Source organism: Vibrio celticus (genome assembly GCF_024347335.1).
Taxonomy (GTDB): Bacteria; Pseudomonadota; Gammaproteobacteria; order Enterobacterales; family Vibrionaceae; genus Vibrio; species Vibrio celticus.
On the sequence record NZ_AP025463.1, the window covers coordinates 2,792,112 to 2,817,051 of the forward strand.

A 24,940-nucleotide genomic window follows, 5' to 3' on the forward strand; every position below is an offset into this window, starting at 1 on the left:
CAGTAACACCTCTGAGCCTAAATTCTCAGCGCCTTTCCCTAAAAGAAACTCAGCTGACGCATTTGGTCTTTAGGTTGCAGCATTACGCTTAAACCAAGCAGGCGTATTTCTCGCCCCTGTTGTCTTTTCAGTATTTCACTGAGCAGTTCTTTGAAGTGTTCACGATCGAGAGAGGCATGGATGTGTTCAATCGTGGTTTGTTGAAAGTCGGCGAATTTGAGCTTAATACCCTGCTTGATGATCGCTTTACTTGGGCTGGCTTTTTCTAAGCGAGTTTCAAGTTCAGGAAACAGCTTGTCTTCGATTACCTGCCAACATTCTGCGTAGGTTGAAATGTTTTGGGTGAAGGTGCGCTCTACGCCTACCGATTTTCGCTCGCGCTCGATGATAACTTCTCTATCATCAATGCCATGACTGCGCTTCCAGAGTGATGCGCCTTGACGGCCAAACTTGGTTAGCAAGTCTCGATAATCAGACTCTTTGATATCCTTACAAGTAAAGAAACCCGCTTGATGCAGCTTTTCAATGCTCACCTTGCCGACACCGGGAATCTTTTCAAGTGGTAGCTCATCAATCACTGATTGCACGTCCTGTGGAGGGATAACAAACTGACCATTTGGCTTATTCAGATCTGAGGCCACTTTCGCCAAGAATTTAATCGGCGCAATTCCTGCGGAAGCGGTCAGGTTAAGCTCATTCCAGATATCACGGCGAATCGACTCGGCAATCAGAGTGGCCGAACCATGGCACTGCTTAGAATCGGTGACATCAAGGAAAGCTTCATCCAAGGAAAGAGGTTCAATGATTGATGTGTATCGAGAGAAGATTTCGCGGATCTTTTTAGATATCTCGACATAGACCGACATTCTTCCCGGCACAACCAATAGATTAGGACAAAGCTGTAGGGCTTTTCCGGTCGGCATTGCAGAGCGAACACCAAACTTGCGGGCTTCGTAATTACAGGTACTCAAAACACCGCGTTGCTTTTCATGCCCACCAACAGCTAACGGGCGATTTCGGTAAGCAGGGTTATCACGCATTTCTACAGCCGCATAAAAACAATCCATATCGACATGAATTATTTTTCTTATTTTCTCTTCGCCTGCGCTACACATCTAGGAATGACTCGACCTTACAACTGTATCAATAAACAGTATAATCCAAATTTTATCAGATTTAAAACGATCTCGAGTCCAGCTAAAAAGGTTTCGCTTCAATAGTCATAAGCTCTTCTGATACTATTGTTAACGAGTATTTAGTCTATAAGTAGGGATCGCTTGTGAGTGAAAAAATACTAGTGGTGGAAGATAGTCGAGCATTCCGCAACTACCTGTACCAACAGCTTAAAAATAGCGGTTATGAGGTCGCACTTGCTGAATCTATTGCAGAAGCAAAAAACATCTTGGAACAAGAGACGGATTTCTTGTGTGCCGTATTGGATTACTGCTTACCTGACGGGCAAGACGGTGAGATCATTGATCTCGTCTTAGGCTATCAACAGAAAATAATTGTTCTGACCGGGATGTTCGACAATCAACTGCGAGAACAAGTCCTAGCCAAAGGTGTTATCGATTACATACTTAAAGACAGTATGTCATCAGTCAGCTACCTACTCCCTCTGGTTCAAAGAATTTCGAATAATCGCTACCACAAAGCATTGGTTGTCGATGATTCAGCGGTCGTTCGCCGTTACATAGTTCAACTTCTAGAACACCAATATATCCAAACTACTCAAGCCGAAGATGGCGAACAAGCATTAAAGCTTCTTCATAACGACCCCGATATTACATTCGTTGTTACAGACCATGATATGCCGAAGAAAGACGGTATAGCGATGATCCGGGAGATTCGACGCGATCACGACAGAAACCAGTTGGCTATTCTCGGGTTATCAGGCAGCGATGATCGCACCATGACAGCTCGATTCCTTAAAGCGGGGGCTAACGACTTCCTTTACAAACCTTTTAACCAAGAAGAATTTTTCTGCCGTATCCATCAACTGCTTGATATGAAAGAAGCGACCAATGAGCTATTTCGACATGCTAACGAGGATGCTCTTACTGGCTTATGGAATCGTCGCTACCTATTCAATCATACTTGTAAGGGCTGCGATCAACGAAACATCGCGATGATGGATATCGACTTCTTTAAGAAAGTGAATGATACCTTTGGCCACGATGGTGGTGATGCCGTGCTGATCGATGTAGGGAAAATCATCAAAGATCATTTCAAAGACGATGTCGCTGTGCGCTTCGGCGGCGAAGAGTTTTGTATTCAGTCGTGCGGCGCGTTTGAGAGCTTCGTTGACAACTTAGAGTCCATGAGAGAAGCCATTGAAAGCCATGTAGTTGAGCATGACTCTCAAAAAATCAAGGTCAGTATCAGTATCGGCGTAACCGATTTAGACGCGAAGTTAGATGAACAGATCAAAGCCGCTGATGAGCTTCTTTATACGGCAAAAGAGCAAGGTAGAAACCAGCTAGTGTTTGCGCGTAACAGCATGCAAATCGAACAATAGTCATTCGTTTTTGTTTCCATCGTTAATCTGCCAAGATAAATGACTAAGCCCCAAAACCAAAAAAGCTCAAGACGAGAATCTTGAGCTTTTCAATTTAAGGGCACAGATAACTCTATCCCTATGACTGTCACCAATTAGGCGATACGGTCTTTACTCCAAGCCGCTTCTTTTTGTTGACGCTCAGCCAGCTTCTCTTCACGGTAAGCTTCACGAGCTTCACGCTTCTTACGCGCGTCACAAGGTTCAGGGCAGTTACATACTTTATCAATACCAACAGCACCTAAGCCACCACAGCTACCTTTCACAACTTTCTTTTGGATAATGTAGCCAATTGACATCGCTGCGATTACTGCAAGAAAAACACCAAATGTAATCAGAAATGTATTCATAATTATCTCGCTTACCTTATTTACCTAAGTATGGCTTAAATGCTTCAGAAGCAATTTCTTTAAAGCCATCTGCTGTTTTTACCACCATGAACACTGGAATGTTATGTTGGTTTGCGACTTCCATTCCTTTTTCCTCACCTAAGACCATAAGGCCAGTAGATAAGCCGTCTGCAGTCATTGAAGACGGGTTTAAAACAGTCACAGAAACCACTTTATGATGAAGAGGCTTTCCTGTTTCTGGGTTGATAATGTGTGAGTAACGAACACCATCACGCTCAAAATAGTTGCGGTAGTCACCAGACGTTGCAATCGCCATATCACCAGGTTCAATGATCTCTTGAATGTTGCGTTCATCAACACTTGGCTTCTCGATGGCAATACGCCAGCCTACATTTTCTCGGTTTAGGCCTTTCAAACGGATTTCACCGCCTACTTCTACCATGTAGTTGTGAATACCAATTGAATCAAGGTAATCAGCAACAACATCAACGCCCCAACCTTTTGCAATGGTTGACAAGTCGACGTACAGATTAGGCAAGTCTTTAGTTAACTTGTTGCCTTCAACGCTCAAGTGATGAATACCAACTTTAGCTTTACGAGCAGCAAGCTCTTCATCTGATGGAACCACTTCTGGGCGAGCTTCGGGTCCAAAACCCCAAAGGTTAACTAATGGACCAACAGTAACATCCAGCGCACCTTCAGTAAGACCGTTCAAACGAATGGCTTCTTTCACAACGATAGCGGTTTGCTCAGAGACTTCGAATGCTTCCGCACCTTTGTGTTGGTTGAAACGGCTCAGCTCTGAGTCTTCACGGTAAGTCGACATTTGATCATTCACTTCTTCAAGTAGACGATCGATCTCAGTATGAACTTCGTTAGACTCCGGAAATTCATCACCATTGATGTATTTAATATTGTAACTGGTGCCCATTGTCGGGCCACTTAAATGCACTTGCTCTCTTGGCTGTTCACAGCCAGCAAGAAAAATTAAAGAAGTTAATGCAACAAGCCAAATTCTCACTTGCTTACTCCTGTCTAATGTTGAGGATTTATATAAGGAAAAATAAGAGTAAAAAATAGGTATTTTGAATGCCTTACTCTTTCTTATATAAGCCAGTATGTTGTCAAAAACAGTCTTAGAAAAACAAATGGCTGACTCGTGAGAGTCAGCCATAATATCAATCACTTAAATGGATTAACCACCGAAGTCATCTAGTAGGATGTTTTCATCTTCTACACCAAGATCTTTTAGCATGCCGATAACAGCCGCGTTCATCATTGGTGGACCACACATGTAGTACTCACAGTCTTCAGGAGCTTCGTGATCCTTCAGGTAGTTCTCGTACAATACGTTGTGGATGAAACCTGTGTAACCGTCCCAGTTGTCCTCAGGTTGAGGATCAGACAGTGCACAGTGCCACACGAAGTTCTCGTTTGCAGCCGCTAGGCCATCGAAATCTTCAATGTAGAACATCTCACGCTTAGAACGTGCACCATACCAGTAAGACATCTTACGAGTAGAGTTAAGACGCTTAAGTTGGTCGAAGATATGTGAACGCATTGGCGCCATACCTGCACCACCACCGATGAATACCATTTCATTGTCTGTGTCTTTAGCAAAGAACTCACCAAATGGACCAGAAATAGTACATTTGTCGCCTTCTTTAAGAGACCAGATGTATGAAGACATCACACCAGGAGCTACGTCAGGGTTGTTTGGCGGCGGAGTTGCGATACGCACGTTAAGCTTGATGATGCCTTTCTCTTCTGGGTATGAAGCCATAGAGTAAGCACGGATCGAATGCTCTTTAACGATAGACTCGTAACGGAACAAGTTGAACTTATCCCAGTCACCACGGTATTCCTCAGGAATATCGTAATCTGCGTATTTCACGTGATGTGGTTCAGCTTCAATCTGAATGTAACCACCCGCGCGGAACGGTACTTCTTCACCTTCAGGGATTGCTAGAGCAAGTTCTTTGATGAAAGTAGCTTCGTTGTTATTCGAGATAACAGTACATTCCCACTTTTTAACACCAAAGATATCTTCGTCTAGTTCAATCTCCATGTCAGTTTTCATAGCAACTTGACATGCAAGACGTTCGCCTTCGCGAGCTTCACCTTTTGTGATGTGATCAAGTTCAGTTGGTAGGATGTCGCCACCACCAGACTTAACTTTTACACGACACTGACCACAAGAGCCACCGCCACCACAAGCAGAAGATACGAAGATACCAGCGCCAGCTAGGGCACCAAGTAGCTTGCTACCAGGTTGAGTAACGATCGCCTTTTCAGGGTCGCCGTTTACTGAAATAGTGATGTCACCTGATGGTACCAGCTTAGACTTAGCGAAAAGAATCACTAGTACTAGAGCCAATACAATAATGGTAAACATCGCTACGCCAAGAATAATGCTTTGCATTTGTTATTCCTTATTACTGGGTGCTTACCCTACAGTTGAACACCAGAGAAAGACATAAAGCCTAACGCCATCAGACCAACAGTAATGAACGTGATACCAAGGCCACGTAGACCTGGAGGTACGTCAGAGTACTTCATCTTCTCACGGATACCCGCAAGAGCAACGATAGCTAACATCCAACCCACACCAGAACCAAAGCCGTAAACAACAGATTCAGCAAAGTTGTAGTCACGAGTTACCATGAAAGATACACCACCAAAGATTGCACAGTTAACTGTGATCAGTGGAAGGAAGATACCTAGTGCGTTGTACAAAGGTGGGAAGAAACGGTCTAGAACCATCTCTAGGATTTGTACAAGTGCCGCGATAACACCGATGAATGCGATGAAGTTAAGGAAACTTAAATCGACACCTTCAACAAGCGCGTTTTCTTTCAGGATATGTGTGTAAACAAGGTTGTTTACAGGAACAGCGATTGTAAGTACTACAACTACCGCAACACCAAGACCAAAAGAAGTTTTAACTTTCTTAGATACCGCTAGGAATGTACACATACCTAGGAAGAAAGAAAGCGCCATGTTTTCGATGAAAATCGATTTAACTAGCAGACTAATATAATGTTCCATGACTACCTTACCCCTTCGCTTCTACTTGTTCTGGTTTGAACACACGAATTGCCCAAATCAAGAAACCAATTAGGAAGAATGCAGAAGGTGCTAGAAGCATCAAGCCGTTTGGCTGATACCAACCACCGTTGCTCACTAGAGGTAGTACTTCCATACCAAATAGTTTGCCAGAGCCTAGAAGCTCACGGAAGAAACCAACAGTGATAAGAACGAAACCGTAACCAAGACCGTTACCAAGACCATCGATTAAAGACGGGATTGGCGCAGACTTCATTGCGAATGCTTCAGCACGACCCATTACAATACAGTTAGTAATGATTAGGCCAACGAATACAGATAGCTGCTTAGAGATATCGTATAGGTATGCTTTAAGCACTTGGTCTACCACGATTACTAGTGATGCGATAATTGCCATCTGAACGATGATACGCACACTGTTAGGAATGTGGTTACGGATCAAAGAAACGAAGAAGTTAGACAGAGCAGTAACAAACATTACCGCGATAGTCATAACAAATGCTGTTTCTAGCTTAGTGGTTACCGCAAGAGCAGAACACACACCAAGAACCTGTAGCGCGATTGGGTTGTTGTCCAACACCGGCGCTAAGATGCTCTTTTTAATTTCTTTTGCACTAGACATTAGTTCAGACCTCCGTCACGAACTTTTGCTAGGAACGGACCAAAGCCCATATCACCTAACCAGAAGTCAAATGTATGTTGAACACCAACGCTAGTCAGTGTCGCACCAGAAAGGCCATCTACACCGTGCTCAGAACCTTGAGGAGCGCCACCTTTAACAACCTGAATAGCAGGTTTGTGGTTTTCGTCGAATAATTTCTTACCAACGAATTGAGCACGCCAAGTTGGGTTCTCAACTTCCCCACCAAGTCCAGGAGTTTCACCTTGCTCGTAGTAAGTGATACCAGAAACTGTGTTGCCATCAGTTTCTACCGCAACGAATGCGTACATCATTGACCATAGACCGTTACCGTGAACAGGGATGATAACTTTAGAAGTTTCAGCGCCATCTTTCACTAGGTATACCGTACCCGTGTTAGCACGACGAATGATCTTAGCGATGTCATCTTCAGCTGAAAGCTTGATTGACTGAGCTGGATCTTTTGCCGCTTTACGTTGGTCGTATGCAGCAGCGTCGCCGTCAACGAAATCGCCAGTAGCGAAATCAACTAGACGAGGTTCAATGTTCTCTGCGTACAGTGCTGGAATATTACCCGCAAGCTCAATGCCCGCAACTTCAAGGATCTTAGTTTGCTGATCCAAAACTGCGTTAGCTTGTTGCTTAGGTTTAAGAACAACTGCAGCTGTTGAAACGATGATTGAGCACACTAAGCTCAATGCGATAACAACAAACAGCGTCTTTTTAATGCTATCGTTATTACTTGCCATAGCGCGCTAGTCTCCGCTTAATGTTCTTCTCGATTACAACGTGGTCAAACAGAGGAGCAAATAAGTTTGCGAATAGGATCGCAAGCATCATGCCTTCTGGGTATGCAGGGTTAACTACACGAATCATTACACACATTGCGCCGATTAGGATGCCGTACCACCACTTACCACCATTGGTAAATGACGCTGATACAGGGTCTGTTGCCATGAAGAACATACCAAACGCGAAGCCACCTAGAACTAGGTGCCAGTGCCAAGGCATGCTGAACATTGCGTTCGTGTCAGAACCGATCACATTAAACAATGTTGATACAGCAATCATACCGATCATAACACCAGCAATGATGCGCCATGAAGCAATGCCCATGTATACGATCATTGCAGCACCGATCATAAGTGCAAGCGTTGATACTTCACCGATAGAACCTGGAATGTTACCAATGAATGCGTCCATCCAAGTGATCGTCTCACCAGATACCGTGTTCATTAGCGCGCTACCACCGCCTTGAGCCCATTGGCTAAGCGCTGTTGCACCAGAGAAACCGTCAGCTGCAGTCCAAACTACGTCACCAGAAATCTGAGCAGGGTATGCAAAGAATAGGAACGCACGACCAGCAAGTGCAGGGTTTAGGAAGTTACGACCCGTACCACCAAAGATCTCTTTAGCAACAACAACACCGAAGGTAATACCTAGTGCAGCTTGCCATAGAGGAAGTGTTGGCGGAACGATAAGCGCGAATAAGATGGAAGTAACAAAGAAACCTTCGTTAACTTCGTGCTTACGCACCATACAGAACAGTACTTCCCAGAAACCACCAACGATAAAGACCGTCGCGTAGATAGGTAAGAAGTAAGTCGCACCCAAGAGCATCTTACTGCCCCAACCTGCATCGGCTCCTAAGGAGGCTCCAAGCATTTCGGTTAGCCAGTAGTGCCAGTTACCATCAATGATAGAAACTAGTTCTGCACCTGAATACATGTGGTTTAGTGCTGCAATAGCTTGACCACCTGCGTTGTACATACCCCAGAACATTGCTGGGAATACCGCAAGCCAAACCATGATCATGATACGTTTTAAGTCAACGCTATCACGGACATGCGAGCTTTTCTTTGTAACTGTACCTGGTGTGTAGAAAAGTGTTGCTGCAGCTTCGTAAAGCGCAAACCACGTTTCGTGTTTACCACCTGGCTCAAAATGATGCTCGATGTCTTCAATAAACTTTTTAAGGCCCATGAAAATTACCCTTCCTTCACAATTGTATCTAGGCATTCACGAAGTAACTGACCGTACTCGTACTTACCAGGACATACAAAGGTACACAGTGCTAAATCTTCTTCATCTAGCTCTAGCGCACCAAGTGCTTGTGCACTATCAACGTCGCCAGCACATAGATCGCGAAGCAGCAAAGTAGGCTCCATATCTAATGGCATTACTTTCTCGTAGTTACCAATTGGAACCATAGAGCGATCACTACCGTTTGTTGTCGTTGTCATGTTGAACAACTGACCTTTAAACACGTGACCAAGGAATGAACGAGTAACAGAGAACTTGTTCTTACCAGGCATAGCCCAGCCAAATAGCTCTTTATCACGACCTTCACGAAGAACCGAAACCTGTTGATGGTAACGGCCAAGGTAAGCATGTGGACCTGAAGCGTGAACACCAGATAATACTGAACCTGAGATCAGGCGAACTTCACCTGGCATCAACTCGCTGTCCGTCAACTCTTCAAGGCTAGCACCAATTTGAGTACGAACTAGACGTGGGTTATTAACTACTGGACCAGCCAGAGAAACAACACGCTCAGAGTAAATCTCACCAGTAAGGAACAACTTACCGAATGCGATAACGTCTTGGTAGTTAATGCTCCACGCTACATTTTGTGCATTTACCGGGTATAGGTAATGCATATGCGTGCCTGCAAGACCTGCAGGGTGTGGGCCATCAAAAACATGTTCTTCAACATTAGACTGAGCTGAACGAGGTAAGCTAGTACCTTTTTTACAAACGTACACTTTACCGTTAGTCAGAGTTGAAAGAAGATCTAAACCAGCAACGAAAGCATCAGACTGCTCGTTAATGATTAATTCTGGCTCAGCTGCTAGCGGATTAGTATCCATAGCAGTAACGAAAATAGCCTGAGTTTCAGAATCAACTGCTGGAACCTTGCTGAACGGACGAGTTCGCAAAGCGGTCCATGCGCCAGACTCAACTAACTGAGCTTTAACCGTTTCACGGTCAAGACTTGCTAGTTGGTTAGCTTCATAGCTATTGAACGTGATTTGCTCATTGCCTGCTACTTCAATCACTACTGATTGAAGAACACGCTTAGCACCACGGTTCACTTCAATAACTTTACCGCTTGCTGGAGAAGTAAATACAACACCTGGGTTCTTTTTATCTGCAAAAAGAACTTGGCCTTTCTTCACTTCATCACCAACGCGAGCATGCATCGTAGGACGCATACCAACGTACTCTTCGCCAAGCAAGGCGACTTTAGTGATGGACTTACCATCATTAATCACCTGGGATGGAGTTCCTGCGATAGGAAGATCCAAACCCTTCTTTATTGTAATCATACGCACTTGCACTACTTTATCGGGAAAAAGATTCTTTTAATTGCGTAAATTCAGGACGTTTTAAAATCGCCCTTAGACACGACATTACAGTGTCCGGTTTTGGTAAATTTGAGATACCAAAATCGCAACATTACATTAATAAATTCACCACAAAGATTATGTGAGATTTATCAGGTGCCGTATTCTAGCATTTTTTGACAACTTGATGCCATGACCAATAACTTGAATACGGCCTATATTTGGTGAGATTTGAAGCATATGGACTCTAAAATATGTATAAATTTGACGAGCCGCACAGATAAAATGGCTTTTGAATCGTGTTTTAAACAAGAGATTAATACTCTGTCACAAACTCATATTTTTCGAGTTATGTTGAAACACTGTTAATAAAAACACTACTCGTTGTGGGTATTTTCAACCGCTCGATTTACCATCAGTTTGAGTGATATAACAACGAAAAACAGATGTATTTGGCAACAAAAAAGGTGGCATCGCCACCTCTTCTATATTCGATTACTCTACTATTTCCCACCGCCCATACACATTGGGCTATCTGGCACGTTATCTAGCTGCTTCAACCATTCATCTTTTGTATAAGTGTGAATGGACAGTGCGTGAATATTGTTCGCAAGCTCTTCTGAAAGAGCTTTATTTACCGCTCGATGACGAGCAATAAGGCGTAAACCTTCAAACGCATCACTGACAACAATCACTTTAAAATGACTCTCAGAACCAGCCGGAACATTGTGCATATAGCTCTCATTGATCACGTTTAAATGACTTGGTGAAAACTCATTGTGCAATTTTGTTTCGATAACTTCTTGGATCATTGTGATTCCTTAATAACGTATTGGCATTATCCGTGGGGTGAGTATAAACCCTAATAGGTCGAGTGTCTGAGTATTTAATAGCGAACGGCATAGGTTTGGTTGAGTTTTTTCTATCTTGTTCAGGCTGCATTTGAGACAATATCTTTGTTATTTCTTATATAAGTATCTCAAGCAATGAAAACCGAACTTACCCTTCACGACAGAACTTTGACCTTACATCGTTTCCCAAAACGTTCAAATGAAACCCTTCAAGCTTGGGATGCGGGCGACGAATACATCATTAGTCACGTTGAAGAGATGAACCTTGAACCTGGTAAACACATTCTGATCATGAACGATAGTTTTGGTGCTCTATCGGCTTGGTTCTCGAAAGATCATGATGTCACAATGATGAGTGACTCATTTATCTCTCACCGTGGTGCCCTGAAAAACTTACAGCGCAATCAAAGTAACCGAGTAAACTTCTTGAACACAATGGATGATATCCCACACGGTATCGATCTTGTGATCATGCAGTTGCCAAAAACAAATCGTCACCTAATTTGGCAATTGAGCCAACTGCGCCAAGCTTTGCCTGAAAGCTGCCAAGTGATCGGCGTCAACAAGGTAAAAGAGATTCACACATCTACGCTTAACCTTTTCGAAAAGTACCTAGGCGAAACCAAAACATCACTAGCGAAGAAAAAACACCGCTTAGTATTCTCTTCTCCAAATTGCCAGCCTGTTCAAACGGTAGAGCCTTTTGTTGAGTGGGATGTAGACGGTGAAGATATCCGCCTGAAAAATTTACCAAATGTTTACTCAGGGGAAGCACTCGATCAAGGCGCTCGCTATATGCTAGAGCATATTCCTCAAGATCCAGAGCTTCGTCATATCATCGACCTAGGCTGTGGCAACGGTGTATTGAGCGTAAAAGCAGGGCAATTGAACCCACAAGCTCGTATTACCTGTGTGGATGAAAGCTTTATGGCTGTGGAGTCAGCACGCCAAAACGTCAAGGATAACCTTGGTGAAGACGGCAACTTCCAGTTCATCGCCAACAACTGTTTAGATGGCTTTAAGAAAAACAGCACCTACTTAGTGATGTGTAATCCTCCATTCCATCAGCAACAAGCGATTACTGATCACATTGCATGGCAAATGTTCTGTGATGCAAAGCATGTTCTTAGCAATGGAGGCAAATTAATTGTTATTGGCAACCGACACCTCGGATACGATGTCAAACTAGCAAGACTATTTGGTGAAGCTAACGTTGAAACGCTTGAACTAAACCAAAAATTTGAGATATTACAAGCAACAAGAGAGCCTGCGAATTTTAATAAATAAGCAGAAACGACTTCACAAGAATTTAAGATACCGAGCTTCTGGTGTGAATTTAGAAAGGATAAAGGAATGAAAAAACTGATTTTGGCTGCTTCTATTATGGCTTTGACAGCATGTTCAGCCCCTCAGCAAGAACAAATCAATGTAATGCCAGAAGCTTCACTAAGCTCAAGCAACCTTGTACAAGGCAAAACATACACACTAACCAGTAAAGATGTTCGTGCCGCTCAATATGTTGCATTGGTTGATAGTGGCCGTTCAAACATTCAGCCAATTCACGCTAAGCAAAACATGCGTATTTCTCTAGAAAATGCTGTTGCACAGCAGTTAGAGTCTCAAGGTTTTCGTGCGAGCGTAAACAGTGAAAACTCGATTGTTTTAGAGATTCAAGAAGCACTCGTTACCGTAGAGCATACCATTATGGAAAACAAAATGGACGGTAAAGTAACGCTTGAAGTTACCGCTGAAACGCCTGAAGGCAAACTAGTTAAAACATTCAACGGCACTGCAACACGCACTGGTGCATTGAGTGCATCTAACGACGACATCTCTATGGTTCTTAATGACGTGATCAACTTGGTTCTTACTGAGATCGCTAACGACCAAGAGCTACAAACTTACATGAAGGAACGTTTCTAATGGGTCGTATTTTATCTTCTATCGCATTAATGCTAGTGAGCGTAAGCGTTTGGGCTGGTCCTAAAGTAAACGTGGAAACAACATTAGGCGACTTCACTATTGAGCTTAACCAAGAACAAGCACCGGTTAGTGCGGAGAACTTCCTAAAATACGTTGCTGACGGCAGCTACGAAGGCACTATCTTCCACCGTGTTATTCCTGGCTTTATGGCGCAAGGTGGCGGCTTCGATCAAGAGATGAATCAACAAGCAACTTACGCTCCTATCAAGAATGAAGGCAGCAATGGCTTGAAGAACGATACAGCAACAATCGCGATGGCTCGTACTAATGCGCCAGATTCTGCAACTCGTCAGTTCTTCATTAACTTCTCTGATAATGATTTCTTGAACGCCAAAGGTGGCAACCCAGGCTACGCTGTATTCGGCAAAGTAACTGAAGGTTTTGATGTTGTTCAAAAGATGGCAACGATTCCAACCAAGCGAATGGGCCGCATGTCAGACATCCCAGTCGACCCAATCGTCATCACTAAAGTGACCCTTCTTAAGTAATCCAATCTAACGCCCTTATTTCTTAAGGGCGTTTTTCTATACAAGGACGCCCTATGTCATCAGGCACTCCCTCTCTTTCTTGGATGCAGACTTTCCGCAGCTACCTAGATAAACGCCTACTTTGGGTGTTTATGCTCGGCTGTTCGAGTGGCTTCCCATGGGTTCTTATTGGATCCAATATGTCTGGTTGGCTAAAAGATGCAGGTTTAACGCGTGCTGCCATCGGCTACTTTGGTAGTGTGTTTGCCGTGTATGCGATTAACTTTCTATGGGCACCATTGGTCGACCGAGTAAAACTGCCGGTGCTTCACGCAATACTCGGCCAGCGACGCAGTTGGATCTTTTTCTGCCAAACCATTGTTTTAATCGGTACCTTATTCATCGCAGGCGTCAATCCCGCAGAGAACTTGGCGTTTACTTCAATGTTGGCGCTCGCTATTGCCATTGCCTCAGCCACGCAAGACATCGCGATTGATGCATTTCGTATTGATACCTTCCCAAAATCCGAAGCATCAAAACTGCCGCAAGCTTCTGCAATGGCCGTAATTGGTTGGTGGACGGGGTATTCTCTACCAGGCTACCTTGCCTTTATTAACGCAGACTCAATCGGTTGGAATGGCGTGTATTACGGAATGGCAGGCGTCGTTGTCGTACTAATGCTGTTTACTCTTTTTGTCGGAGAGCCAAATACACAACGCGAAGCCCTGCAAGAACAGGCTCAGCAACGTCACAATAAGGTTGTCGGTTCGAAAATCGTGGCTTGGTTCAGTGTTACCGTGTTAGAACCGTTTTATGACTTCTTCAAACGAAACGGAGTTCAAGTTGCCATTACACTACTGCTGTTCGTATTCCTATTTAAGATAGGTGAAGCCTTCCTAGGTCGCATGTCGATCACCTTCTATAAAGAGATAGGTTTCAGTAACGAACAGATCGGCCACTATTCGAAGTTAATTGGTTGGGGCGCAACCATATTCTTCACTTTGGTAGGCAGCGTCTTCAATGTAAAATTCGGCATTGTACGCGGACTGATGATTGGCGGTGTTGCCATGGCAGCCAGTAATCTAATGTTTGCATGGATCGCTCAAGCAGGCCCAAGTGAAACACTGTTCTTGGCAACGATTATTGTCGATAACTTCACGACCGCCTTTTCAACAGTAGCTTTTGTCTCTTTCTTAACGTTATTAACTGGGCAGGCCTTCTCTGCAACCCAATATGCATTACTCGCATCCTTGGGTAACTTCGGTCGAACAACACTGGCTTCATTTAGTGGTGAATTGGTCGATTACCTCAATGATTGGTCAACCTTCTTTATACTGACCGCACTTATGGTGATTCCAAGTTTGATCATGCTCTACTCGTTACGCCACTTTTTCACGGATTTATTAGAGAAAGCCAAAACTAACCAAGAATAGAGTCAAAGAAAACAAATAAGAAGAGGGTAGCATTGATCTACCCTCTTCTACGTTCTGTCTTCAGATCTAGTCTGTTGTTTCACTGACAATTAGGTTAAACCCCGTACCCATCGAATCATCAATCGCCACGACTTGATACACCACACCATCAGCTAAGGTTGCGGGCGCAGAGTCGATAGCCACAACTGAAGGCTGACCCGCTACAGTAATCGTCACAAAGTAAGACCCCGCCGCAACATAAATGCCATTCGCATAATCTTTGAATTTCACATCACTTAATGCTGGAGTGCTACCAGAGATCCCCGCGTTTTCTGTTAAGTAGATATCAACCGAAGCCGCAATTGGATTAGCCGCCGCGTGGGTAATGTTTAACACTGCACTGGTCGCAACCGGGCGACGGTTTTCAGGAACAACCAAAGGTTCCAAGTTGAGCGGACTTACTGTCCCTACCGCATAGATGCTGTAATCCATACCGGCAAATACCGCGACACCATCCGCATCAATTAATGCATTAGTTGTGGTGCCGTCAGCAAAGATGTCAATGTCATAACTTCCTGCAGCTAAATCGATAAATCCACGGATTTCCTTGAACATCAAATCAGCAAGAGGTGCAAATGCAGCTCCGTTCACAAATGGATCTACGTCCGGGGCGCCATCAACAAGATGACCGACTCTTACTTCTGCTGTTTCTGCCATGTCATAGATTAACGATGATCCACTACCGTCCATCACCATCAATTTTACTGGAGAAGCGCTATTGGAGTCAGCTCTTGGCACAGCCGCAATCGTCAGTTCGCTGCCGCCAGACAGAGTGATTTCTCCAGAATCAAAAGCAATAGCACTGCCGCTCACGGTTTCTAATCTCACACGATATTGTCCTGCAGGGATATTGAGTACGTCAGTAAAATCTTTATAAGCTAAAGTCCCTAACGGTGCGCCCAATGGATCACTCGGCCCTGTCACATATAGGTTTACATCGCCAACACCTGTTGCCGCGTGTACTACTTGCACATCTAGGCTTGAACTTGTTGCCGTTCCTGCAGCAGGGCGAGTAACAACCAAAGCCTCTACAGGATTGTTGGATCCATCGGCGTCGCCTACAACCATCACGGTGTAATCTAAGTCACCGCTTAAATCGAATTGGCTTTGAGGGATAACAGTGGCCACTTCGTCACCTGGGAGTTGGACATCGACTTGAAGAGTTGTCTGTCCTTGACCTACGGAGGCGTATCCGGATGCTTGAGCATAATCGACATCGCTCCAACGAGCCTGACTATTGACTAGAACGTTAGCTAAAGGAGCATTTGGCGATGCATGTACAGCTTGTAGTTGAGTTGTTGATTCATCGTCGTCATCACACCCAACAATAAATAGGGCTGAAATTGCTACAGCGAGTATAGGTGAATATTTCATTGGTCTTCTCTCCAAAAAAGTTAGACCAGCTCGTCACACAAATGATTAGTCCAATAACTAATCTTTAAAAAGTATTTCAAAATCTAGTGCAGTGAACTGTCTTTAATTCTCCGTGATTCAAAAAGTAGCTAGGTTCAAATCCCTAGGCAGTCATCACATGAGTTGTCCATCAATTGATTCCAACTCCATTACGCTGCTGGTCAAAAATAGATCAAAGACAAGATTAAGAGGTGGTTTGAATGAGTCATTTTTTAAGAGAAAACGCTTAGAAAGGAATACTGTTGATTTTGATATGCATGTCACTCTAATTAGTAGAATCGTTTGCTTAGCGCAGTATTTCACCTATTTATCCACAAAATAATCGAATTTCACAAAATCAATAGAATTAGAGGTGCATCAAGATGCATTGCCACCTTAAAGTTCCATCATTTAGATCATTAGTGTGATCAACCTCACCTTAATAATTGTAGTTTTCACTCTGTCTCACTTTTATTTGAGAACAAAATCGCTATTATGCTCGGCATTCGGACATCATAAACACGCACGGATTAGCGGGTTACTTATTTCAAACATAGAGAGTTCCATTATGCGTAAATCACTTTTAACTCTTGGCCTACTTGCAGCAACTTCTGCTCCTGTAATGGCAGCGGATTATTCTGACGGCGACATCCACAAAAACGATTACAAGTGGATGCAGTTCAACCTTATGGGTGCATTCAACGAGAAGCCTGGTAACTCTAGCCATGATTACATGGAAATGGAATTTGGCGGTCGTTCAGGAATCTTCGACCTATATGGCTATGTTGATGTGTTTAACCTACTTTCAGATCCAGGCAGCGATAAAGCAGACGAACAAGCAAAAATGTTCATGAAATTTGCTCCACGTATGTCTCTTGACGGGTTAACAGGTAAAGACCTTTCATTTGGTCCAGTACAAGAGCTTTACGTTGCATCTGAAATTACGTGGGATGGTGTGAATACAATTGCACCGGATGCAAATGGTGACAATGGTACATTTGGTGTTAACCAACAAAAAATCGGTCTAGGTTCTGACGTAATGGTTCCTTGGTTAGGTAAAATTGGCCTAAACCTTTATGGTAACTACGATTCAAACATTAAAGACTGGAACGGCTACCAAGTTTCTGCAAACTGGTTCAAACCATTCTACTTCTTCGAAAATGGTTCATTCATCTCTTACCAAGGTTACATCGATTGGCAATTTGGTATGAAAGATGAATACAGTGCAGAAAGCAGTGGCGGTGCTATGTATAACGGTATCTACTGGCACTCAGATCGTTACGCTGTAGGTTACGGCCTAAAAGCATACGAAACTATTTACGGCTTAGAAGATGGCGGTTTCGCTGGTCGTACTTCAGGTGTAGGTCACTACCTAGCAGTAACTTACAAGTTCTAATAGAACTCCTAAGAAAGTTTCCAAAATGGCACCCTCGGGTGCCATTTTTTATTGCTTTCATTTAATGCCTCGCTATCCTTGCAGCATCACTTTCTTATCTCGGTATTGCTGTGAACATCACTATTGTTGGACCTGGAGCTATCGGCTCTTTATGGGCGATTAAATTGCTTCAAGCGGGTCATAATGTCTCTTTGTGGAGTCGCTCCCCTGAAACCTCAATTGACCTAACACTTGATGAGCAAACTTCACTTTCCTTCAACAATAACAATATCGACAAGCTATCAACGAGTGATTTGGTTATCTTCACAGTCAAGGCTTGGCAAGTAGAAGAAGCCACTATTCCGTTACTTCAATATCTCGACTCTGACACCATTCTCATGTTCATGCACAACGGAATGGGTGCGGTCGATAACATTATCACTCAAATTAATGCTCACCCGATAGTATTGGCGACGACAACTCAAGCAGCATTCAAACCCAACCGAAACAATGTGTCTCATACTGGATTGGGCCAAACTCAATTGGGTGCTTTTAACCAAACGGGTCAGCAGTGCACGTTTTTAGTTGATGTATTGGAACACGCCCTACCGACTGTGAATTGGAACCCACAAATAAAAACTGCGCTTTGGACTAAGCTCGCCATCAATTGTGCTATCAACCCACTTACTGGGTTGGAACAAATCAAGAATGGTGAACTTGCAGACCAAAAGTTTGAGGGTATTTTAAGTTCTATCGTTGAAGAGCTCACACAAGTTATGCAGGCCGAAGAGATCGCTTGTTCACTCGACGAGTTAGAAGCAAGCGTCAAACAGGTCATCCAAGCCACAGCTCAAAACAACTCATCCATGAAGCAGGATATGTTTTACCAACGTAAGACAGAGATCGACTTCATCACTGGACACCTAATAAAAACAGCGCTTAAGCATCAGATAGAAGTTCCCGTTAACCAAAAGCTGTTCGATCAGGTCAAAGAGCAAGAAAATAGCTGGAATCATCAAGATTAGTCAGCAACGGTCAACAAGTCGCGATAAAATAACAATACCGCTAAGCATAACGCTGGCACCAATTTCCAAGATTTTAGGTAAGAATAGATGCTTGATATCAATCACATCCGAGAGCAGTTTCCTGCGCTATCACAAACCATCAATCAACAACCATTGATTTACTTAGACAGCGCGGCAACCACACAAAAACCTCAGGTAGTTATTGATGCCATTAGCCAATATTACTCCAAACAAAATGCCAATGTTCACCGTGGTAGCCACAGCTTAACAGCGAACGCGACCAGTCAGTTTGAAGCTGCCAGAGATAAGGTCGCTCAGTTTATTGGTGCAAGCTCTTCAAAAGAGATCATCTGGACTCGCGGTGCCACCGAAGCACTTAACCTGATCGCTCAAACCTACGCAAGAAGTACCCTTCAGACTGGCGATGAGATCTTGGTTAGCGAAATGGAGCATCACGCCAACATTGTGCCTTGGCAAATTGTGGCAGAACAAACCGGCGCTAAAGTCGTTAAAGTACCGATGACATCAGATTGCGAGTTTGACCTCACTGCGTTTGATACACTTTTAAATGAACGAACCAAGATTGTTGCATTGGCTCAGATAACCAATGTGACAGGTTCTCGTCAGCCGATTGAAGCCGTCATCGAGAAAGCACACAAGATGAATGCGGTTGTGGTGGTTGATGGCGCGCAAGGGATCGTTCATGAATCGGTTGATGTTGCTGCTTTAGGCGCTGATTTCTACGTTTTCTCAGGCCATAAACTCTATGCCCCTGCGGGTATCGGTGTGCTTTACGGTAAACTTGAACTTTTAGAAGCGATGCCACCTTGGCATGGCGGCGGCAAAATGGTTGAGCGCGTCTCTTTCTCTGGCACTACTTTTTCAGAACTGCCTGGTAAATTCGAAGCGGGCACGCCAAATGTGGCGGGAGCCATAGCACTAAGCACCGCAATAGAATGGTCAAGTGGTTTTGTACAACAAGATGTCGAAAATCATATCCACCAGCTACAGCACGAGACTTATCTTGCGCTCAGTAAACTGGATGACATTCAGATTTTAGGGTATCAACCTAACGCAAGTGTGATTACTTTTGTGATGAATGGTGTTCACCATCAAGATATAGCGACTCTACTGGATCAGCAAGGTATCGCAGTACGTGCAGGACATCATTGTGCTCACCCATTAATGGATGCACTTAATGTGAAAGGAACGGTTCGAATTTCATTTGGTATTTACAACAACATGGATGATGTTGTAAAGCTCGGAGCGGCGATAGAAAAAGCTGTTGATATGCTTTAGCGTGTAGCGAAATTATTTAGGGTTGGCGTTTAACGTCAACCCTTTTTGCTTCTGTGTACCTAAGAGATGTTAAGCACTTAGCTCTTGGATTTGAGCAACAATCGCTTTTAATCCATTACCGCGAGATGGGCTAAGGTGGGTAATTAGACCGATTTGTTCAAAGTAACCATCAATATTGAACGCTTGAACCTGCTCTGATGTTTTTCCATCATACGCAGCCATCACTAATGCAATCAGACCGCGAACGATACGCGCATCAGAATCAGCACAAAAGTGCCAAATACCATCGATATTTTGAGAAACCAACCACACTTGGCTTTCACAGCCAGAGACAATCACCAGCTCACTTTTCAGTTCGTCAGGCATAGTTGGTAGCTTCTTACCCCATTGAATGACTTGGCGATAACGATCTTCCCAGCCGCTGAACGTCTGCATTTTCGCGACGATATCATCACTGGTAATTTCAGTGCCGAATGGAGAGCTTGGGAATGTGGTCATTTTAATATCCAGTCGATTATTAATTGAATAGAAGACGTTACTTAGCGTGCTTTTGAATCAGCTTTTCAACGATACGCGAAACAGCCACAAAACCAAACGTCGCCGTTACCACGGTTGCCGCACCAAAACCCGTCGCACAATCCATGCGTTTTGGACCTTCTGCTGTCGCTTTCGCAGCACATACGCTGCCGTCAGCTTGAGGGTATTTCAGCTGTTCAGTTGAGAACACACAATCGATACCAAACTTACGCGCAGGGTTCTTAGGGAAATTATGATGACGACGAAGGGTATCTTTTAGCTTCTTCGCTAGCGGATCTTGAATCGTCTTAGTCAGATCAGCCACTTTGATTTGAGTCGGATCGATTTGACCACCCGCACCACCGGTAGTGATCACTTTGATTTTGTTGCTACGACAATATGCCAACAGTGAAGCCTTAGCTTTCATGCTGTCAATCGCATCTAACACAAAATCGAACTCTTTCGATAGGTATTCAGCCTGATTGTCTGGGCCGATGAAGTCGTCAACCAGGTTAACTTTACACTCAGGGTTAATCAGCTTAACGCGCTCTGCCATCACTTCAATTTTGCTTTTACCAACGGTACCCGACATTGCGTGGATCTGACGGTTGATGTTGGTCACACACACATCATCCATATCGATCAAAGTCAGCTCACCTAAACCAGTACGAGCAAGCGCTTCAACCGCCCATGAACCGACACCACCAATACCGATCACACACACGTGTGCTGCTCTAAGTATGTCGACTTCACTATTGCCATATAGGCGACGGGTGCCACCAAATCGTTGGTCATAGTTTTCTGAAGCTGGAGTGGTCAATTCACGCATTGTTGCCGCCAATTTATTTCTGAGAAAAAGAAAAGAGTGCGTTTTATACGCACTCTTGAATAAAAAGTCTAGGGGATTAGCGATTCGCTTTCAATGCCCTATTTTATTGTCGCTTACTCAACCTTTTCAGGAGGCAAAGCCCAAGGCGCTTCGGTTGCGCTGCCATCTAAGCCAAGCTTCCACACACGACCAAAATGCTTGTAATGACCCGCTTCAGTGCCTGCACGTGGGCCCATACCGTGGTAAAGGTCCAAATGGTTTTGCTTAACCGCGCCGCCCGTATCCAAAACCAATAGCAGTCTTAGTTGATGAGCGCCGCTCCAAGTACCATCAGCATTCAATAATGGAACCTCAGCAAGAATCGGCGTCCCCATAGGCAAGATAGAGCGATCGCCCGCAACCGCCGCCATAGGTAATAGAGGAATGCCCGCGCTACCCATCACAGATAGGTCGTCTCTCGCTTCAAAAAACACGAAAGATGGGTTTTGCTCAAGCAGCTCTTTGACCACTTCAGGATCGTTTGCCAATACCCACTCTTTGATTGATTTTAGCGACATTTTTTCGCGTGGAACTAAGCCTCGTTCAATCAGAACACGGCCAATGCTCACATAAGCTTTATTGTTCTTACCCGCGTAGGCGAAATACTGCAGCGTGTCATCATCACCGAAGTGTACAAATCCACTGCCCTGTACTTCCATCATAAATGGGTCGATACGGTTTGCTGAGTAACCTAACTCAAGGCCCTGACCTTCTAGTGCGCCGTTGTAAATCTCTTGGCGTGTTGGACACTCTTTACCACACTCAGGAAGCCCGTAAACAGGATAACGATATTCTTCATTCGCTTCGTGGCGCAGCTCCATCACAGGAGAAAAGTAGCCCGTGAACAAAACATTGCCTTGTTTATCACCACCACCTAGTTGAGCGGTTTGAACGCCAAAATTCGCTAGCTCGCTTGGATCTCCACTCAGCATCGCCCACTCATTGAGTTGTTGATAAAGCGGCTCATAGATTTTAGCCATCGAAGGGGATTTAGAAACCACCATCTCAGCTTGTTCTGCAAATGCGGTGTAGTCTCTTGGTTTATTGGATTCAACCTGATCGACCTTATTCAAGGTGCGAGGAAATTCGTCATCAAGGTGTTGCTGAGCAAGATCAGTGGGTTGAGCACAGCCAAATAACAAAGAGGCAGCGACAAGGGGAAGCCATTTTTTAATCACAAGAGTCATCCTAAAAATTCTATGCATCGAGGATGACAAAAACAGTCAGATAACACAATCTTAGATTGTAAGAGTTTACAAGAAGATAACCTATCGGACGGAGTTATCGATATGGCCCTTAAGGCGGAAGATGGGATTGTAGTGACTGTCAGAATCGAGCACCATTTCTGTATTGTCAGAATTGGTCATGCGGAAGCGATAGGTTTTATCACCCGCCTTGTATTCAAAGTAGTTACCATCAAAGTCAAAGCTCGTCGAAACAACAGATCCACGAACTGACACACCATTAGCATTCAGAACAAACTCATCGGTCGCATAATGTGCAACATCTTGCTCTATCCAAGTGCCGTATATCAGATTGTTGGGTGTCGCCGCATCTTGCACTCGGGAAAGCACATCGCCGAACAAAGAAACCACCGCAAACGAACCCACTAAGGCTAGAACCATTAAACAACGTTCAATGATCTTACGCTTCAACTTAGATTGATTGCGCTGATCAGCTTCGCTGTAGAGACCTTTGGTTATCTCATCGATTTTGTTCTTTGTTGCTGGAGCTTGTTGCATTCGGTGACTACTCATAAGGATGCTATGCGCATTCTACACTGAGACAGTTTATATATTGAAGCCTAGATAATAATAGTTTGCGCTTTATTCCAAAAAGGTGTTGTTTACATTTGAATTTAAATGCTAAATTATCGAATAAATAAACAAAACGGACTTGTTCTGTGAAATTAAGAAGTACAGCGCTAGTAAAAGGTTTCAGACAATCAACCCCATACGTAAATGCTCACCGTGGCAAAACCATGGTCATTATGCTGGGAGGTGAAGCAGTTGCCGATAAAAACTTTGGTAACATTATTAGTGATATAGCCTTGCTCCACAGCCTTGGAGTAAAGATTGTTCTCGTTCACGGGGCAAGACCGCAGATCAACCAATTGCTCGCCAAGCAAGATTGCCATACGCCTTATCACAAGAATATTAGGGTCACTGATGAATATTCTTTGGGCGTCGCTATGCAGGCTGCAGGCCAACTACAACTTGCCATCACAGCTCGACTTTCGATGAGTTTGAACAACACCCCGATGGCAGGCACTCAACTCAATGTTATGAGCGGCAATTTCATTACGGCTCAACCGCTTGGCGTGGATGACGGTACGGATTATTGCCACAGCGGGCGTATTCGTCGAATCGATATCGAAGGAATCAATCGCACGCTTGACCAAGGTTCAATTGTACTGCTTGGCCCTATTGCCAGCTCCGTGACAGGCGAAAGCTTTAACCTACTTTCTGAAGAGGTCGCTACCCAAGTAGCTATTCGTCTAAAGGCCGACAAGCTGATTGGCTTTTGCTCCGAACAAGGGGTAACAGATGAACGCGGTAACGTGCTCGCCGAACTCTTCCCTAAAGATGCCAAGCAAATTCTAGAACGCTTAACGGAATCTCAAAACCCGGCCGAAGACATGAGCACAGGAACACTGCGCTTCTTGAAAGGAGCGATCTCCGCTTGTCGTGCTGGTGTGCCTCGTTGTCATCTAATCAGTTACAAAGTGGATGGAGCATTAATCCAAGAATTGTTCTCTTTTGATGGTATTGGCACCCAAGTGGTCATGGCGAGTGCAGAGCAAGTAAGACAAGCTCAGATTGACGATATTGGTGGCATATTTGATCTCATTCGTCCTTTAGAAGAACAAGGCATCTTGGTTCGTCGTTCAAGAGAGCAATTAGAGCAGGAGATCCACCGCTTTACCATTATCGAAAAAGACGGACTGATCATTGGTTGCGCGGCGCTATACGCCTACCCGGAAGATCACATGGCAGAGATGGCGTGTGTTGCAATCCACCCTGATTATCGTGATGGAAATCGTGGGCAATTACTGCTGGATTACATGCGCCACCAATCAAAATCTCGCGATATCGACCAAATATTTGTCCTAACGACACACAGCCTTCATTGGTTTCGTGAACAAGGTTTTTACGAGATAGCAGTTGATGAGTTACCGATGGAAAAACAAGGGCTATACAACTATCAGAGAAACTCAAAGATCCTGGCGCTCAACGTATAAATAAAGTTTTTGGAGCGGAATCTCACTTCAAAATAAAAATATTTGCAAACGTAATCGTTTTCTATATGAGATTTATTAACTATGCACTTTAACTCACACGTGAAATTGTATAGAATTTAGTCGCTTTAACAAAATAACAAATGTTTTTATTGGAATTACCATCTCGGTTGTCATATCACATGCATTGAGGTGGTCACTGCACGGATTGCTATACCCGTTGACGGTCAGCACGCTAACATTAGCTCTGCTCGTTAATATAAACAGCAAAAAGAGCAACATTGATATGAGAACCATTGTTTGTAACTCGCTGCAAAGTTTTTGGGATATGGCTGATAACCAATTCTTAGAAGGGCTAGACGTACACTGCGTGTTCCCTGTGAGCGAGAATCTAAAAGAGTTTATTTTGAATTGCCAAGCAAAGTACAAGATAAACCACATATCGTTTACTCGAGCGTTTTTAAGCAAAGAGTCTTAATAACGTTCAAAGCAAC

General features: G+C 44.0%; 25 protein-coding genes. 10 read left to right on the plus strand and 15 right to left on the minus strand.

The window, feature by feature from the left end; genetic code table 11:
• Positions 1-38: 38 nt before the first annotated feature.
• On the minus strand, positions 39-1,115 hold the full coding sequence (gene dinB, locus OCV19_RS12580) for a DNA polymerase IV (RefSeq protein WP_065676382.1): 1,077 nt from the start codon (positions 1,113-1,115) through the stop codon (positions 39-41).
• A 164-nt stretch (positions 1,116-1,279) separates the two neighbouring features.
• On the opposite strand from dinB, the gene OCV19_RS12585 reads away from it, so the two are divergent.
• A complete protein-coding gene (locus OCV19_RS12585; RefSeq protein WP_065676381.1) occupies positions 1,280-2,518 on the plus strand; it encodes a GGDEF domain-containing response regulator in 1,239 nt (412 codons plus the stop codon).
• Positions 2,519-2,652: 134 nt separating this feature from the next.
• Here the strand turns inward: OCV19_RS12585 and nqrM are convergent, their stop codons facing one another.
• The 9 genes from nqrM to bolA form a co-directional block, all read right to left on the minus strand.
• Positions 2,653-2,907, minus strand: coding sequence for a (Na+)-NQR maturation NqrM (gene nqrM / locus OCV19_RS12590; RefSeq protein WP_009848378.1), 255 nt, complete (start codon positions 2,905-2,907; stop codon positions 2,653-2,655).
• Positions 2,908-2,923: 16 nt separating this feature from the next.
• On the minus strand, positions 2,924-3,928 hold the full coding sequence (locus OCV19_RS12595; protein WP_060983358.1) for an FAD:protein FMN transferase: 1,005 nt from the start codon (positions 3,926-3,928) through the stop codon (positions 2,924-2,926).
• 174 nt (positions 3,929-4,102) lie between these two features.
• Positions 4,103-5,329, minus strand: a complete 1,227-nt coding sequence (gene nqrF, locus OCV19_RS12600; protein WP_010439056.1) for an NADH:ubiquinone reductase (Na(+)-transporting) subunit F — start codon at positions 5,327-5,329, stop codon at positions 4,103-4,105.
• 29 nt (positions 5,330-5,358) lie between these two features.
• A complete protein-coding gene (gene nqrE / locus OCV19_RS12605) occupies positions 5,359-5,955 on the minus strand; it encodes an NADH:ubiquinone reductase (Na(+)-transporting) subunit E (RefSeq protein ID WP_009848375.1) in 597 nt (198 codons plus the stop codon).
• A 7-nt stretch (positions 5,956-5,962) separates the two neighbouring features.
• Positions 5,963-6,595, minus strand: coding sequence for an NADH:ubiquinone reductase (Na(+)-transporting) subunit D (locus OCV19_RS12610; protein ID WP_008223083.1), 633 nt, complete (start codon positions 6,593-6,595; stop codon positions 5,963-5,965).
• Positions 6,595-7,362 carry a Na(+)-translocating NADH-quinone reductase subunit C gene (locus tag OCV19_RS12615; RefSeq protein WP_004735209.1) on the minus strand — a complete coding sequence of 256 codons (768 nt, stop codon included), beginning with the start codon at positions 7,360-7,362 and terminating at the stop codon, positions 6,595-6,597. Before OCV19_RS12615 ends, OCV19_RS12610 begins: the two co-directional genes overlap by 1 nt.
• Positions 7,352-8,596 (minus strand): NADH:ubiquinone reductase (Na(+)-transporting) subunit B, encoded by a 1,245-nt coding sequence (locus OCV19_RS12620; RefSeq protein WP_010439046.1) that lies wholly within the window; start codon positions 8,594-8,596, stop codon positions 7,352-7,354. The genes OCV19_RS12615 and OCV19_RS12620 overlap by 11 nt, the downstream gene beginning before the upstream one ends.
• 5 nt (positions 8,597-8,601) lie before the next feature.
• On the minus strand, positions 8,602-9,942 hold the full coding sequence (locus tag OCV19_RS12625) for a Na(+)-translocating NADH-quinone reductase subunit A (RefSeq protein ID WP_032545690.1): 1,341 nt from the start codon (positions 9,940-9,942) through the stop codon (positions 8,602-8,604).
• A 521-nt stretch (positions 9,943-10,463) separates the two neighbouring features.
• On the minus strand, positions 10,464-10,772 hold the full coding sequence (bolA, locus tag OCV19_RS12630) for a transcriptional regulator BolA (RefSeq protein ID WP_004737616.1): 309 nt from the start codon (positions 10,770-10,772) through the stop codon (positions 10,464-10,466).
• 174 nt (positions 10,773-10,946) lie between these two features.
• On the opposite strand from bolA, the gene OCV19_RS12635 reads away from it, so the two are divergent.
• The 4 genes from OCV19_RS12635 to OCV19_RS12650 all read left to right on the plus strand — a co-directional run bounded on the left by OCV19_RS12635 (position 10,947) and on the right by OCV19_RS12650 (position 14,694).
• Positions 10,947-12,098: a methyltransferase gene (locus OCV19_RS12635; RefSeq protein WP_060983357.1), complete on the plus strand. Its 1,152-nt coding sequence runs from the start codon at positions 10,947-10,949 to the stop codon at positions 12,096-12,098.
• A 66-nt stretch (positions 12,099-12,164) separates the two neighbouring features.
• Complete coding sequence (locus OCV19_RS12640; protein ID WP_017059907.1) at positions 12,165-12,734, plus strand: YajG family lipoprotein; 570 nt, start codon at positions 12,165-12,167, stop codon at positions 12,732-12,734.
• Positions 12,734-13,282: a peptidylprolyl isomerase gene (locus OCV19_RS12645; RefSeq protein ID WP_019823852.1), complete on the plus strand. Its 549-nt coding sequence runs from the start codon at positions 12,734-12,736 to the stop codon at positions 13,280-13,282. Before OCV19_RS12640 ends, OCV19_RS12645 begins: the two co-directional genes overlap by 1 nt.
• A 53-nt stretch (positions 13,283-13,335) precedes the next feature.
• Positions 13,336-14,694 carry an AmpG family muropeptide MFS transporter gene (locus OCV19_RS12650; RefSeq protein ID WP_050712473.1) on the plus strand — a complete coding sequence of 453 codons (1,359 nt, stop codon included), beginning with the start codon at positions 13,336-13,338 and terminating at the stop codon, positions 14,692-14,694.
• 66 nt (positions 14,695-14,760) lie between these two features.
• Here the strand turns inward: OCV19_RS12650 and OCV19_RS12655 are convergent, their stop codons facing one another.
• Positions 14,761-16,107 carry a DUF4397 domain-containing protein gene (locus OCV19_RS12655; RefSeq protein ID WP_065676380.1) on the minus strand — a complete coding sequence of 449 codons (1,347 nt, stop codon included), beginning with the start codon at positions 16,105-16,107 and terminating at the stop codon, positions 14,761-14,763.
• A gap of 586 nt (positions 16,108-16,693) precedes the next feature.
• Between OCV19_RS12655 and OCV19_RS12660 the strand changes: the two genes are divergently transcribed.
• The 3 genes from OCV19_RS12660 to csdA all read left to right on the plus strand — a co-directional run bounded on the left by OCV19_RS12660 (position 16,694) and on the right by csdA (position 19,824).
• The gene (locus OCV19_RS12660; RefSeq protein WP_065676379.1) at positions 16,694-17,521 is read left to right on the plus strand and encodes a nucleoside-specific channel-forming Tsx family protein; all 828 of its coding nucleotides are present in this window, start codon (positions 16,694-16,696) and stop codon (positions 17,519-17,521) included.
• 110 nt (positions 17,522-17,631) lie between these two features.
• Positions 17,632-18,525 (plus strand): 2-dehydropantoate 2-reductase, encoded by an 894-nt coding sequence (gene panE / locus OCV19_RS12665; protein ID WP_065676378.1) that lies wholly within the window; start codon positions 17,632-17,634, stop codon positions 18,523-18,525.
• An 87-nt stretch (positions 18,526-18,612) separates the two neighbouring features.
• Positions 18,613-19,824 carry a cysteine desulfurase CsdA gene (gene csdA, locus OCV19_RS12670; RefSeq protein ID WP_065676377.1) on the plus strand — a complete coding sequence of 404 codons (1,212 nt, stop codon included), beginning with the start codon at positions 18,613-18,615 and terminating at the stop codon, positions 19,822-19,824.
• Between the two features lie 69 nt (positions 19,825-19,893).
• Here the strand turns inward: csdA and csdE are convergent, their stop codons facing one another.
• The 4 genes from csdE to OCV19_RS12690 all read right to left on the minus strand — a co-directional run bounded on the left by csdE (position 19,894) and on the right by OCV19_RS12690 (position 22,950).
• Positions 19,894-20,322, minus strand: coding sequence for a cysteine desulfurase sulfur acceptor subunit CsdE (csdE, locus tag OCV19_RS12675; protein ID WP_065676376.1), 429 nt, complete (start codon positions 20,320-20,322; stop codon positions 19,894-19,896).
• A 37-nt stretch (positions 20,323-20,359) separates the two neighbouring features.
• Positions 20,360-21,169 carry a tRNA cyclic N6-threonylcarbamoyladenosine(37) synthase TcdA gene (gene tcdA / locus OCV19_RS12680; protein WP_065676375.1) on the minus strand — a complete coding sequence of 270 codons (810 nt, stop codon included), beginning with the start codon at positions 21,167-21,169 and terminating at the stop codon, positions 20,360-20,362.
• 113 nt (positions 21,170-21,282) lie between these two features.
• Positions 21,283-22,395, minus strand: coding sequence for a murein transglycosylase A (gene mltA / locus OCV19_RS12685; RefSeq protein ID WP_065676374.1), 1,113 nt, complete (start codon positions 22,393-22,395; stop codon positions 21,283-21,285).
• 81 nt (positions 22,396-22,476) lie between these two features.
• The gene (locus tag OCV19_RS12690) at positions 22,477-22,950 is read right to left on the minus strand and encodes a DUF2850 domain-containing protein (protein ID WP_065676373.1); all 474 of its coding nucleotides are present in this window, start codon (positions 22,948-22,950) and stop codon (positions 22,477-22,479) included.
• 161 nt (positions 22,951-23,111) lie between these two features.
• Between OCV19_RS12690 and argA the strand changes: the two genes are divergently transcribed.
• Positions 23,112-24,449, plus strand: coding sequence for an amino-acid N-acetyltransferase (gene argA, locus OCV19_RS12695; protein ID WP_052879950.1), 1,338 nt, complete (start codon positions 23,112-23,114; stop codon positions 24,447-24,449).
• Between the two features lie 283 nt (positions 24,450-24,732).
• Entirely contained in the window at positions 24,733-24,924 is a 192-nt protein-coding gene (locus OCV19_RS12700) for a hypothetical protein (RefSeq protein ID WP_004735192.1), read from the plus strand.
• Positions 24,925-24,940: the final 16 nt, after the last annotated feature.